This window comes from Spirosoma sordidisoli, assembly GCF_004138325.1.
Lineage (GTDB): Bacteria > Bacteroidota > Bacteroidia > Cytophagales > Spirosomataceae > Spirosoma > Spirosoma sordidisoli.
In genome coordinates, this window is record NZ_SBLB01000003.1 from 346669 (window position 1) to 360072 (window position 13404).

Sequence of the window (13404 nt, forward strand, 5' to 3'; positions counted from 1 at the left end):
AAAACCGGATAGATGATCAACAACCGGATCAGCACTTCGAGCATGAACTCGCCAGAGGCTAACCCGAATACAATCCGCTCCCAGTCGACGAGGTGAATCGCTTATTTTTTCATAATGATTTCGGCAGTACCTCCAGGCTAACCAGCAGGCCGGAGTTTGGTTAAAACTTCGGCCTGCCGGTTAGCATCAGGACGTAATCAGCCGGGCCGACATGGGGGCAGGGTTGGCCAGATGATAAGCTTCATGTCCCTGACCGTAGAGTACCATCGACTCGCCCGGCACCTCTATCCCACTATCGCTGAAGACAGTGGCAGGTGCCTTGCTGATTTTCTGCGCATCGGGACCCTGCCATGATTGATCGGCCGAGTCGAACAGTTTTTGCCATTCGCCCTCGCCCGGCATCCGGATCATTCGCGGCTTGTCGGCAAAATTCATTAAGCAAAGTACCTGCTGATCGCCATGCCAGCGGTGCAGCACCAGGGTATGGTTGTCTTCGTCAGGAATGACAGCCACCTGTCTCCGACTCAGGGTATGCAGGGCCGGCAGCTGTTGACGCAACGCAATCAGGTGCTGGTAGTACCGCAGCAGCGTCCGGTGGGGTTCCTGTTCCAGCAGGTGCCATTGCAGTTTGGTTTGCCGGAAGGTTTTTCCGCTCTGCGGGTCTGGCATGTCGTTTCCGGTGTAGAACGAAGCGAACTCCTCCCGTCGGCCCGCCCGGACGGACTCGATCAGCTCAGGATCCGAGTGATGGACAAAGTAGAAGAACGGATTGGTTTCGCCCCACTCTTCGCCCATAAACAGCATCGGGATAAACGGACTGACCAAAACGGCCCCGGCCATCAGTTTAAGCCTGTCGAAGCTAAACAGCTGACTGGAGCGCTCCCCCCCTTTCCGGTTGCCCACCTGGTCGTGGTTTTGGGAAAAAACAATAAACTGATAGCCAGGGTGCTGCCCGAGCTTACGGCCGAAGCGCTTCTGCCGGACCCAGGAAAACTGCCCATCGTAGGCATAGGCGTCGATGTAGGATTTGGCTAGGTGATAGATCCGGTCAAAATCGGCATAATACCCCGTTCGCTCTTCGCCCACGCTCACCCGCAGGGAGTGGTGAAACTCATCGATCCATTGGGCATCCATCCCATAGCCCTGCTCGGCCAGCGGACTGATCACCCGCGGGTCGTTGAGGTCACTTTCCACAATCAGGTAATACGTGCGCCCGGTCTGGGCCGACAGCGCATCGACCTGTTGCCGAAGCTCACTCAGGATATGCGTAGGGCTAAAGTCCTTGATGGCGTGAACGGCATCCAGCCGCAGGGCATCGATGTGAAAATCCCGGAACCACATCAGCGCATTTTCGATCACGTACCGGCGGACGCCGTCGCACCAGGTGTCATCGAAATTGACGGCCTTGCCCCAGGGCGTGTGATACAGGCTGGTCAGATAAGGTCCAAAATCGGTCAGGTAGTTGCCTTCGGGACCAAAGTGGTTGTAGACCACATCCAGTACCACCGCCATGCCCCGGTAATGGCAGGCATCGACCAGGTGCTGCAGCGCCCGGGCGCCCCCGTAGGCGTTATGTACGGCGTAGCTGTACACGCCGTCATAGCCCCAGTTGCGCTCCCCCGAAAACTGGGCCACCGGCATGATCTCGATGGCGTTTATGCCAAGCGACTTCAGGTAATCGAGCTTCTCCTCCAGCGCGGCAAAGGTACCCTCGGGGGTAAAGGAGCCGGTATGGATTTCGTAAAGTATATAACTCGACAGCGGAGGGTTCACCCAGCTCTGGTCTTCCCAGTAAAAGGAGCCGGTATCTACCGCCTGCGAAGGCCCATGCACCCCGTCGGGCTGGGCTAGTGAGGCCGGGTCAGGCCGGTCGAGGTCCTGCTCGCTCTGGTCCGGCATTTCCAGCGCCGATCCATCCAGATCGGGCTCTTTTTGGGGGTCGGTATTCCGCAGCCGAAAGGTGTATCGATCGCCCGGCCGGATCTGATCAGTACGCAGATGCCAGTAGCCATACGCTTCTTTGTTCAAAGGAACGGGATCCGGTTGTTGCTCAATACAAATGGATACCTGCGTAGCCAGGGGTGCCCATACCAGCACGTCGGCCTCACCATCGGCGGGAAAGCTAACGCCCAGTAAGCGACGTTTTGTTGTTAGCGGGTACAGATGCCGCGCATCTTTGGTACGCGGACCAACACGTACCGACACGGCTGAATTTATTGACTGATTCATACATTGTGGTGGTATAGTCATTTTCGGATTCACCCCAAACATGATGGACGACAGTGTTGCAGATAACGACTGCCTGTTTCCCCATGAACTGGCGTGAGCGGTCAGTGCCATACCCTGATTAAAGTTTGTCGAGCCAGGCAGCAACCGCCAGCTGGCTCGACAGATAATAGTTGTCAACGTTGAGCGGCCTGCTGGTTTACCTCGACAGCGAGGTTGTTTAACGGCTTTCGTCTAACCAGCAGGGCCAGTCTCCATAAAAACGAATCGACCGGATTCCATCTTTATACAGGCTGGCCCTCTATTCCTGGAAATACCTTCTACGCTTCGATCGCTGACGGCCCAGCTACTGGGCTGTCAATTACGATAGCGCGTTTTTACGATTTCTGAACAGCACGACAACCGCCGTAGTAATCAAAGCACCCACCACGACCGTCTGCACCAGGGCTTTCTGATTGTACTTCCAGTCGGCTTTCATGCCTTTTTCGGCGAAGATATTCGGTACGTGGCCCCGTTTGAAGTCATCCAGAATACCTTCTACCACGTTGACGCGGTCAGCCACCAGCAAGGGCAGCCAGTGACCGTAGCTCGACTCACTGTATCGGAACGCGAACCGCCGTATCTGACCACTAAGTCCCTGGGGCGGAACCGAGGTTCCGAAAACAGCGCTTACGTTGGGGCGCTCGATCGAGCGCAGTATTTCGATATCTTCCGGTTGCTGCGCGGGCCGCTCCCAGGTATAGCCCTTCTGCTCCTCGTCGGTGCGGTGCTTCATGGGGTAGGTCGGATCGTTCTTCGGGTCCGCGTCGATTCCCCATCCGGGTATGTGTGTGTATTTGGCTGCTAAGTTCTCCATGGTCGTTCTGGATTATGATCGGGCTGAGGGTGGAATAAGAACCGGTTTGATGCAGTTGTCGAGCTTGGCCGAGAAAATATGGTATGCTTCGGCAACCTCCTCCAGCGGTACGCGATGGGTAATAATCGCTTTTGGGTTGATCCGTCCCTGCTGGATATGATCGATCAGCCGGGGTAGTAAGCGCTTCACCGAGGTCTGATTAGCCCGGATCGTAAGGCCTTTATTGACCACGTTACCGATCGGCACCAGGTTATCCGTAGGCCCGTATACCCCAACGATCGAAACGATACCGCCTTTCTTTACCGAGTTGATGGCCCAGTGCAGCGCGGTGGCCGAACCAGCCTGCAGCAGCGTTTTCCGGCCCGTTATGGTTTGCATGGCATTACCGGCAGCCTCGGCTCCTACGGCGTCGATACAGACGTCGGCGCCCAGCCAGTCGGTCAGCTTCTTGACAAACACAACCACATCGTCGACCTCCCGAAAATTATACACCTCGCACTGAGCGTAGTTACGCACAAATTCCAGTCGGTACTCGACATGGTCGAAGACGATGACCCGGCCCGCCCCGAACAGCCAGGCGGATTTGGCCGCCATAATACCAACCGGACCCGCCCCGAAAATTACCACCGTATCGCCGGGCTGAATACCACCCATCTCGGCGGCCTGGTAACCCGTGGGCAGCACGTCGGTCAGCAACACCGCATCGTCGGGGTCCATATCGGGCGGAATCACCGTGGGACCCACGTTGGCGTAAGGAACCCGAACGTACTCGGCCTGTCCGCCGTCGTAGCCACCGGCCGTGTGCGAATAGCCGAAAATACCTCCCACCGCCGTGGCCTGCGTGTTGGACTCGTGGCAGTTGCCGTACAGCCCCTGCTTGCAGAAAGCACATTTCCCGCAGGCAATATTGAACGGTACCAGCACATTGTCGCCCACTTTTACGTTGTGAACATCTGGCCCAATTTCTTCAATAACGCCCACGAACTCGTGGCCAAACGTCATACCCACGCGCGTATCGGGCACGTTTCCGTTGTACAGGTGCAGGTCGGACCCGCAAATGCAGGAGCGCGTAACCCGAACGATGGCGTCTTCGGGATGCTTTATTTCCGGAAACGGTTTCTGGTCAATACGGACCCGCCGGGGGCCACGATAATTCATAGCTAACATAAATTCTTCCTTTCTATTTGTGATGGCCAGGCAGGCACAAGACCGGCCCGCTTTATTTCATAGGCCCGAGAGACCGTGGCGATTGGCCGCAGTCGGCAGGTGTATGACTATTCTCAACGAATGGCGCTGTTAGATGGTAGGCGACCCACCGGTTACCTGTACGGTACTCCCGGTCATGTAGCTAGAGTCTTCGGAAGCCAGCAAAACATAGATCGGAGCCAGTTCAGCGGGCTGACCGGCGCGCTTGAGTGGTACATCCTGTCCGAACGTTTTTACCTTTTCGGGGGGCATCGTTGCCGGAATCAGGGGAGTCCAGATCGGGCCCGGTGCTACGCAGTTGACCCGTATGCCTTTCTCCGCCCATACCTGACCGAGGTTGGCCGTGAAGTTCTGGATAGCCGCCTTCGTAGCTGCATAGGCCAGCAGTATCGGGCTCGGCTTATAGGCATTGACCGACGTGGTGTTGACAACTGTGCTGCCCGGCTTCAGATGTTCTTCGGCCGCTTTGCAGAGGTGGAACATCGAAAATATGTTGGTACGGAACGTATGGTCCAGCTCTTCGGCGGTGATGTCCTGCAACGATTCGTGGGCCATCTGATAGGCTGCGTTGTTGACCAGGATGTCCAGACCACCTAACTCCGCAACCGCCCGGCTGACCAGTTCCTGGCAGTGGGCTTCGTCACTGATATCGCCCGGTACCAGCACCGCTTTTCGGCCGGCGTCTTCCACGTAGCGGGCTGTTTCGCGTGCATCTTCCTCTTCGTTCAGGTATGAGATCAGGACATCAGCCCCTTCGCGGGCAAACGCAATAGCCACGGCCCGACCGATGCCGGAGTCACCACCCGTAATCAGGGCTTTGCGGCCGGTTAGTTTTCCCGACCCCTTGTATGATGTCTCACCATGATCGGCTTTGGGCTGCATGTCGGCTTCTACACCGGGTACGTCCTGTTTCTGATCGGGAAAGGGAGGTTGAGGGTGTTTGGTGAGTGGGTCTGTCTGCACCTCTTCAGGCGTTCTATCCGTTGTATTCATAACGTTATATCAGTTTAGTCTATAGTATTTATAAACTATAATGATATACTCTCCCGGAGCCCATACAGTTATCGACCTGCCCTCCTGAGTTAGGCAACGGCCGCCCCCCCTGTCCGGACAGCAAGGGGTCGCAACGGGTTGTTTGGGGGAGAAATTTAGGTGCATTCTACTAACTCGAATGGCTACCGTTTCGCCCCCCAGCCCCCTAAAGGGGGAGCCCATTCGGCGCGGACGGCTCCCCCTTTAGGGGGCTGGGGGGTATAAAATACGGTCTCCTCACGGCTTTATCTCCTTATCAACCGACTTGCCCAGCCCCCTAAGAGGTTGCCAGGTTTATCACTTAACCGGAGTATACAGCCTGGAAGGGCATCGCCCACCGGCAAAAAAAGAACGCCCGGGGCCTGACATCAGGTCCCGGGCGTTCGAACAGCTGTCTGCTGTTTATTTATCAATAACCTGTGGTTGGTGTTCAGCCGGTTTGTTCTCTTCCCGGGCTTTGTTTTTCAGGGCTTCGAGGCCTTTCTTACCATAGGCTAGTCGGGTAATGCCCACGTACAACACCGGCACTACGAAGATGGCCAGCGAGGTAGCAGCCAGCATCCCTCCCAACACCGTACGGCCGATGGTAGCCCGGGCCACCCCGCCCGCGCCGGTAGCAATAGCCAGCGGCACCACCCCCAGGATAAACGCGAGCGACGTCATTAAAATAGGGCGCAGCCGCAGCCGCACCGCTTCGATGGTCGACTCGAGCAGGTCCTCGCCCCGATCGACGCGCTCTTTGGCGAACTCGACAATCAGGATGGCGTTCTTGGCAGCCAGACCGATCAGGGTGATCAGACCAATCTGGGCGTACACGTTGTTAGTCAGGTAAGGGAACATGACCAGCGCCAGAATAGCCCCCAGCGCCCCGATCGGCACCGACAGCAGGACGGAGAACGGCACCGACCAGCTCTCGTACAGCGCAGCCAGGAACAGGAATACGAACCCGATACTGAGCAGGAAGATGTAGACCGAGCTGTTGCCCGCGTTAATCTCTTCACGGCTCAACCCCGAAAAATCGTATGAGTACCCCGCTGGCAATACCTTGGCCGCCACCTCCCGCAAGGCGTCGTTGGCCTGACTGCTGCTGAAGCCGGGTTTGGCCCCGCCGTTCAGCTCGACCGCCCGGAACAGGTTGAAGTGAGAAATGAGCGGTGCGTTCTCGATCACCGTCGTTTTGATCACGTTACTGATCGGGATCAGCTGACCACCGGCGTTACGGACGTAAAACTGGTTCAGGTTTTTCACGTCGGTCCGGTACATGGTATCGGCCTGGGCAACGACCCGGAACTTACGCCCGTAAATAATGAAATCGTTTACGTACTGGCTCCCCAGGAAGGTCTGCATCGTCCGGTAGACATTGGACACCGATAGCCCCAGCTTTTTACACTTGTCGCGGTCCACTTCGACCCGGTAGGCCGGTGCCTTGGCCGTAAAGTAAGAGAAAGCGCGGCCTATTTCGGGGCGTTTGTTGGCTTCGGCCAGGAAATTCTGCACCACACCGTCGAAGGCTTTCACGTCGTCATTGGTTTCGCGCTGCTGGATCTCGAACGTAAAACCCGACGACTGCCCCAATCCCGGAATGGCGGGCGGCTGAATAACCTGCACCCGCGCGTCGGTCAAGCCGGCAAAAGCGCGCTGGAGTTTAGGCACCAGCGAGTCGGCCTGCATACCCGGCCCGGTGCGCTCCTCCCAGGGTTTCAGCTGGATAAATACCGTACCGCTGTTCGATTTGGAGGCAAAGGTAATGGCATTCAGACCGCCCAGCGCCGAGAAGTGAGCCACGTAGGGCTGCTGCTTCAGGATGCCCATGATGTTCTTCAGCACCACCAGACTCCGCGAGGTCGAAGCCGCTTCCGGAATCTCGTAGGTCACGATGAGCCGGCCTTCATCTTCGGTCGGGATAAACCCGGTGGGTTTGGCTTTGAATAGCAATCCGGTTCCTACATACACCACAGCCAGGCCCACCAGCACCAGCGGGGTGGCCTTGATGAGTCGCTTAACACTGTTAGAATAGGCATTCGTTACCCGTTCGAACCACTGGTTGAACTTGTAGAAAAACCGGTTAAGCCCCTTCGCGTTTTCATCGATGTGCATGGGCCGAAGCAGCATGGTACACAGTGCGGGGGTGAGCGACAGCGCCACAAAAGCCGAGATCAGTACCGACACCGCAATGGTGATCGCAAACTGCTGGTATAAACGACCCACAATACCCGGTATGAAGCCGACCGGCACAAATACAGCCGCCAGAATAAGCGCGATGGCAATTACCGGCGCCGAAATTTCCCGCATGGCCTCTACCGTTGCTTCCTTGGGCGACATGCCCTTATCAATATTCGCCTGAACAGCCTCCACCACCACAATGGCATCATCGACCACAATACCGATGGCCAGTACAAAGGCGAACAGTGTCAGGGTATTGACCGTAAACCCGAGCGGCACGAACAGGGCAAACGTTCCGACGATGGATACGGGAATAGCCAGCAGGGTAATCAGCGTAGCGCGCCAGCTCTGGAGGAACAAAAAGACCACTAAAATAACCAGCACCAGCGCTTCGAGCAGGGTCTTGACCACTTCCGATATCGACACCTGAATCACCGACACCGACTCGAACGGCACTACGTAATCAATATCTTTCGGAAATGTTTTTTTCAGATTTTCCATGGCCGCGTATACCCCCTCGGCTGTTGCCAGAGCGTTACTGCCCGGCAGCTGGTAAACGAGCAGGTAAGCTGCACGGTTGCCGTCAACGAAGGAGTTGCTGGCGTAGGAGAACTTACCGAGCTGCACCCGCGCCACATCTTTCAGGTACACCAGCGAACCACGCGCCGGGTCTGACCGGACCACAATGTTGTTGAACTCTTCTTCCTTGCTGAGCCGGCTGTTGGTAAATACCGTGTACTCGAACGCCTGCGAGGTTGGCTGGGGTGGTCCCCCTACCGATCCGCCGGCAACCTGCAGGTTCTGCTCCTGCAAAGCCGCTACGACATCGTCGGCGGTAAGGCCGAGCTGGGCCAGCCGGTCGGGCTTCATCCAGATCCGCATGCTGAAGTCATCGGCACGGCTGAAAATGTCCCCCACTCCTTTTACCCGCAACAGCGCGTCACGAATGTAGATGTTGGCGTAGTTGTCCAGAAACGACACATTGTGGGTACCCTTCGGCGAGTAGATCGCGACCAGCATAAAGAGCGAAGGGTTCCGCTTCCGGACCGTTACGCCCAGGCGGGTCACCTCTTCGGGCAGCTGGGGCTGGGCAATACCGACCCGGTTCTGTACGTCGAGCGCAGCGATGTTCACGTCGGTACCGACATCGAAGGTGACGTTCATACTCATACGTCCGTCGTTGGTGGCATTGGTCTGCACGTAAGCCATGCCCGGCGTACCGTTTACCTGCGTTTCGATGGGGGTAGCTACGGTCTGTTCAACGGTCTGGGCATCGGCACCGGTATAGGTAGCCGTTACCTGCACCACCGGGGGCGTAATGTCGGGGTACTGACTAACGGGCAGGCTCAGCAACGCCAGCACACCCAGCGCCACGATGACGATGGATATGACGATAGCCGTTACGGGCCGATTGATGAAAATTTCTGCGAACATCGGTTCTGTTGAGTGATACCGATGGAGCGATTGAGTGACTGATCAGAAACCGATCCACTCAATCACCCCATCGTTAATTAACGTTTACTTTAGCGCCTTCCCGGACTTTCTGCGTGCCTTCGGTGACGATCAGCTCGCCCTCCTTCAGGCCGCTTTTCACAATCACTTTGTCGTTGATCCGCGCGCCCAGCACCAGCTTTTTCTGCGTTACCTTACTGCTGTCGCCCACCACGTAAACGAAGTACTCGCTCATTTGCTCGGTAACGGCCTGGTACGGAATCAGCAGCTGCGGCTGTCCGGTATTGTTCTTGACCCGTATGTTGGCGTTGATGCCGACTTTGAGCTGTTTTTTCGGATTGGGGAAAGCCACCCGAACCCGCAGCGTTCCGGTCTGCGGATCGACCGCCCGGTCAACAATCCGTACCGTGCCCGGATACGGGTACACACTGCCGTCGGGTAAGACCAGCGTCAGTACCGAATCCCGGACGCCGTTTTTCTGATTCTGAAGGGCTAAGAAGCGCGGGATCTGGGCCTCGTCGACCTGCACATCGGCCGCGATGGGATTGTCGGATGAGATCGTGTTGAGCGGTGCCGAACCCGGGGCTACCGCCGACCCGATCCGTACCTGAGAAATCCCGATCGTACCGTCGAGGGGGGCGTAAATGGTAGTATACTTGAGGTTCGTCCCTACTGCCCGGATGCTGGCTTCGGCGGCAGCAACCTGCATTTTGGCGGCTTCGAGGGTGGCAGATGCATTATCGACCACCTGCCGGGCTATAGCATCCTGCTGCGCCAGCGTGTTGTATCGATCGGCGTCTTTCTGCGCGCGGTTCAGGTTGGCTTTCTGCACGTTCAGGTTCGCCACGGCCTGGTCGTAACCGGCGCGGTACTGCTGGGGGTCAATGGTGTACAACTTTTGTCCACGCCGAACAGGCTGCCCATCCTGAAAAAATATGCCGGTGATATTCCCAGCCACCTGCGGCAGTACGTCTACCTCGACCAGGGCGGTAATTGTAGCCGGAAATTCGTCGTAATAGACCGCGCTTCCTTTCATCACCTTTACGGCCGAAACGGGAGTTGGTGGTGGAGGTCCCTGCTGCTGTTCGTCTTTCTGACCGCCACAAGCCGTAAGCACCAGCACGGTAGCGCCTAGTAAAAGTGTATTTACCTGTATGTTCATCGTTTTACAAATCTCAAAACTGAATAAGCCCCAGTGCCCGCTGCACGTCCAGCTTACTGATCAATACCTGATACAGTGCGTTAAATACATTCAGGCGAGCCGTTCGCAGGTCGGCTTCGGCCACGGTTACGTCCAGGTAGGTTTTTATACCCGACCGGTACTGTAGGTTGATGATCCGATAGACATCCTGAGCCAGCGCCTGGTTTTCCCGCAGGGCAAAATAGTTGGCCAGATTTCCTTTGTAGGTAGACAGAGCCTGCGCGTATTCGGCATCAACGGCACTGGTCAGGGCCGCCAGATCCCACTGAAGCCGCCTGACCTGCAGTTCCGCAATGCGCAGCTGCTGTACCCGGCGGCCACCCTGAAAAATGGGCAGAAACACCGACAGCCCTACCAGCGAGTTCGGAAACGACTGGCTGTAGAGCTGCCCGAACGAGTTGTTCTGATACAACAGATTGTAGTTGGCGTTGGCATTCACGATGGGCAGGTAGGCCCAGCGGTTGTAGCGGACGTTCGACTCCAGTAGCCGCCCCTGTGTTTGCAGAAGCTGGTATTCGATCCGGTTGACCGGGTTAGCCAGCAGGGTGGTATCCAGCGCTGTTTCGGTCGCCAGCTGCAGGGTATCGTAAGCCAGGTTCAGCTGCGCGTTGGGCGGGTATCCCATCAGTTGTTTGAGGGTCTGCTGCTTGGCCCCGACCAGATCCTGAAACTGCTTCCGCTGGGCCAGGGTGTTGTTGAGAGCGATACGTGCCCGCTGGGCGTCGGTTTTGTCGACGACCCCGCTCTGGTACTGGTTGGTCGCATCCTGCAAACTACGCTGGAGTCGGCTGATGTCCTCGGCCAGAATGTCGACCTGACGTTGGGTCAGGATCACATCGTAAAAGGCCTTGCTCACGTTGACCACCACGTCAATTTTGTTCTGCACGGTAACCTGACTGGCCTGTGCCCGGTAGGCATCGGCGGTCCGGCTGGCCAGGAGCACATCCCGGTTAAAGACCGACTGGGTCAGTGAGAACGATACCGTCGAGGTGTTTTTAGCGCCCAAAGCTACCGGCCGTCGTTCGCCCGTTGTGGCATCCGGAATCAGTGTAACGGGCAGTTGCAGGAAGTGCGTCAGCCCGTAGCCGGCGTTCAGCTGGGGATACCAGGCAGCCAGCGCCGAGCGCACCGACCGATCGGCAATCTCCTGATCGATGGCCGATTGACGAATAAGGGGCTGATTCTCCAGGGCGAACTGAATGCAGTCGGCCAGGGGAGCCTGCTGGGCCAGAGCATCTGTATTTTTCTGAGCAAAGGCTACCTGTGTCATCACCCAGGTGCCCATAAAAAGGAGTAACGGTAACCAACTATTTTTCATAACCGCGGTAGCAGACAACAGCACGCTGTCGAACGATAGTCAACAGAGTGTACCACCTACTAACTACGGACAGCTCCCTTTTTGTTCGATTGATAAACTAATTAAGCTGAATCCTTCGCGTAGACCCGCCCTCGTCCGTTTGCCAAACCCATGATAACGCCGTAATTTCGGGGCTTTATCAGCAGCCTGCAACGATGACTGAAGCCCCAAATGAATCCTCGACCGACCGCGGTCATCTGAACTTTATCGAACAGATCGTTGAAGACGATATTGCCTCCGGGAAACATCGCGGACGCGTGCATACGCGGTTTCCGCCCGAACCTAACGGCTACCTCCACATCGGCCACGCCAAGTCGATCTGCCTGAATTTTGGTCTGGCCGACAAATACGGTGGCAAAACCAACCTCCGCTTCGACGATACCAACCCGGTTACCGAAGACACCGAATACGTTGATTCGATCAAGAACGACGTTCGCTGGCTGGGCTTCGACTGGGAGAACGAACTCTACGCGTCCGATTACTTCGAACAGCTCTATCAGTTTGCCGAAGCGCTGATTCTGAAGGGGCTGGCGTATGTAGACGACTCTACCTCCGAAGAGATTGCCGCCCAGAAAGGTACGCCTACCGAACCCGGCCGCCTGAGTATCTACCGCGACCGGAGCGTGGATGAAAACCTCGACTTTTTCCGGCGGATGCGCGCCGGTGAGTACCCCGACGGGGCAAAAGTACTCCGGGTCAAGGTCGATATGGCGTCTCCCAACATGCAGCTGCGCGACCCGATCATCTACCGCATCAAGCACGCTCATCACCACCGTACTGGCAACACCTGGTGCATTTACCCGATGTATGACTTTGCCCACGGCCAGTCAGACAGCATCGAGCAGATCACCCACTCGCTCTGTACGCTGGAATTCGTGCCTCACCGGCCGTTATACGACTGGTTTATCGAGCAACTGAACATTTTCCCGTCCCGCCAGTACGAATTTGCGCGGCTTAACCTGACGTATACCGTCATGAGTAAGCGAAAGCTGAAGAAACTGGTCGAGGAAGGGCACGTTACCGGCTGGGACGATCCGCGGATGCCAACCATTGCGGGTATCCGGCGCCGGGGCTATACGCCGGCCAGCATCCGCGATTTCTGCGACCGGATCGGGGTGGCCCGGCGCGATAACCTGATCGATGTGGGGCTGCTGGAATTCTGCATCCGGGAGGAGCTGAACAAAACGACCCCCCGCGTTATGGCCGTACTGGATGAGAAGCCACTGAAGCTGGTTATCACCAACTACGACGAAGGCCGCGAAGAGATCATGCGCATCGAAAACAACCCCGAAGATGCCAGCTCGGGCGAACGCGACGTACCGTTTAGCCGCGATGTCTATATTGAGCGCGACGACTTCATGGAAGTGCCGCCGAAGAAGTTTTTCCGGCTTTTTCCGGGCGGCATGGTCCGGCTCAAAGGGGCGTACATTATCAAATGCGACGAGGTTATCAAAGACGAGACCGGCGAGATAACCGAACTGCGGTGCAGCTACATCCCCGAAAGCCGGAGCGGTTCCGACACATCGGGCATCAACGTGAAAGGCACGATTCACTGGGTATCCGTTCCCCATGCCGTTGAGGCTGAGGTTCGTTTGTACGACCGGCTCTTCTCGGTCGAAAACCCGGCCGCCGACGAGCGCGACTTCCAGGAGCTACTCAACCCAACTTCGCTCGAGGTGGTACGGGCGTTCGTTGAACCGGCTCTGGTTGACGCATCCCGGTCGGGCTCGCTGACCAATGTGCAGTTCATGCGGAAAGGTTATTTTATTCTCGATGCCGACTCGACCCCGGAGCGTCCGGTCTTTAACCGGACCGTAACCCTGAAAGATGCCTGGGCCAAAGAACAGAATAAAGGAGAAGTCAAAAAAGGATAAGCTTTTCAACCGATACCAGGTAGCCCCGCTCTGTACG

Annotated in this window: 8 protein-coding genes; 1 reads left to right on the forward strand and 7 read right to left on the reverse strand. The window is 56.8% G+C overall.

All coding sequences use genetic code 11. The features are described from left to right. Positions 1–186: 186 nt before the first annotated feature. The 7 genes from treZ to EQG79_RS13260 all read right to left on the reverse strand — a co-directional run bounded on the left by treZ (position 187) and on the right by EQG79_RS13260 (position 11454). Positions 187–2229, reverse strand: a complete 2043-nt coding sequence (treZ, locus tag EQG79_RS13230; protein ID WP_129601742.1) for a malto-oligosyltrehalose trehalohydrolase — start codon at positions 2227–2229, stop codon at positions 187–189. A gap of 358 nt (positions 2230–2587) precedes the next feature. Next, the gene (locus tag EQG79_RS13235) at positions 2588–3082 is read right to left on the reverse strand and encodes a hypothetical protein (RefSeq protein ID WP_077923538.1); all 495 of its coding nucleotides are present in this window, start codon (positions 3080–3082) and stop codon (positions 2588–2590) included. Positions 3083–3094: 12 nt separating this feature from the next. Continuing rightward, positions 3095–4249 (reverse strand): zinc-dependent alcohol dehydrogenase, encoded by a 1155-nt coding sequence (locus tag EQG79_RS13240; protein WP_077923537.1) that lies wholly within the window; start codon positions 4247–4249, stop codon positions 3095–3097. A gap of 129 nt (positions 4250–4378) precedes the next feature. Continuing rightward, positions 4379–5281 (reverse strand): SDR family oxidoreductase, encoded by a 903-nt coding sequence (locus EQG79_RS13245; protein ID WP_129601743.1) that lies wholly within the window; start codon positions 5279–5281, stop codon positions 4379–4381. Positions 5282–5722: 441 nt separating this feature from the next. Then, complete coding sequence (locus EQG79_RS13250; RefSeq protein WP_129601744.1) at positions 5723–8917, reverse strand: efflux RND transporter permease subunit; 3195 nt, start codon at positions 8915–8917, stop codon at positions 5723–5725. Positions 8918–8990: 73 nt separating this feature from the next. Beyond that, positions 8991–10097, reverse strand: a complete 1107-nt coding sequence (locus EQG79_RS13255) for an efflux RND transporter periplasmic adaptor subunit (RefSeq protein ID WP_077919630.1) — start codon at positions 10095–10097, stop codon at positions 8991–8993. Between the two features lie 13 nt (positions 10098–10110). Further along, entirely contained in the window at positions 10111–11454 is a 1344-nt protein-coding gene (locus EQG79_RS13260) for a TolC family protein (RefSeq protein WP_077919631.1), read from the reverse strand. Positions 11455–11648: 194 nt separating this feature from the next. On the opposite strand from EQG79_RS13260, the gene EQG79_RS13265 reads away from it, so the two are divergent. After that, positions 11649–13367 carry a glutamine--tRNA ligase/YqeY domain fusion protein gene (locus EQG79_RS13265; protein WP_129601746.1) on the forward strand — a complete coding sequence of 573 codons (1719 nt, stop codon included), beginning with the start codon at positions 11649–11651 and terminating at the stop codon, positions 13365–13367. Positions 13368–13404: the final 37 nt, after the last annotated feature.

Excerpts from the sequence above, each read along its gene's own strand:
- EQG79_RS13265 (WP_129601746.1), top strand. The coding sequence starts at position 11,649 with ATGACTGAAGCCCCAAATGAATCCTCGACCGACCGCGGTCATCTGAAC.
- EQG79_RS13240 (WP_077923537.1), bottom strand. The coding sequence starts at position 4,249 with ATGTTAGCTATGAATTATCGTGGCCCCCGGCGGGTCCGTATTGACCAG.
- EQG79_RS13250 (WP_129601744.1), bottom strand. The coding sequence starts at position 8,917 with ATGTTCGCAGAAATTTTCATCAATCGGCCCGTAACGGCTATCGTCATA.
- treZ (WP_129601742.1), bottom strand. The coding sequence starts at position 2,229 with ATGAATCAGTCAATAAATTCAGCCGTGTCGGTACGTGTTGGTCCGCGT.
- EQG79_RS13245 (WP_129601743.1), bottom strand. The coding sequence starts at position 5,281 with ATGAATACAACGGATAGAACGCCTGAAGAGGTGCAGACAGACCCACTC.
- EQG79_RS13235 (WP_077923538.1), bottom strand. The coding sequence starts at position 3,082 with ATGGAGAACTTAGCAGCCAAATACACACACATACCCGGATGGGGAATC.
- EQG79_RS13255 (WP_077919630.1), bottom strand. The coding sequence starts at position 10,097 with ATGAACATACAGGTAAATACACTTTTACTAGGCGCTACCGTGCTGGTG.
- EQG79_RS13260 (WP_077919631.1), bottom strand. The coding sequence starts at position 11,454 with ATGAAAAATAGTTGGTTACCGTTACTCCTTTTTATGGGCACCTGGGTG.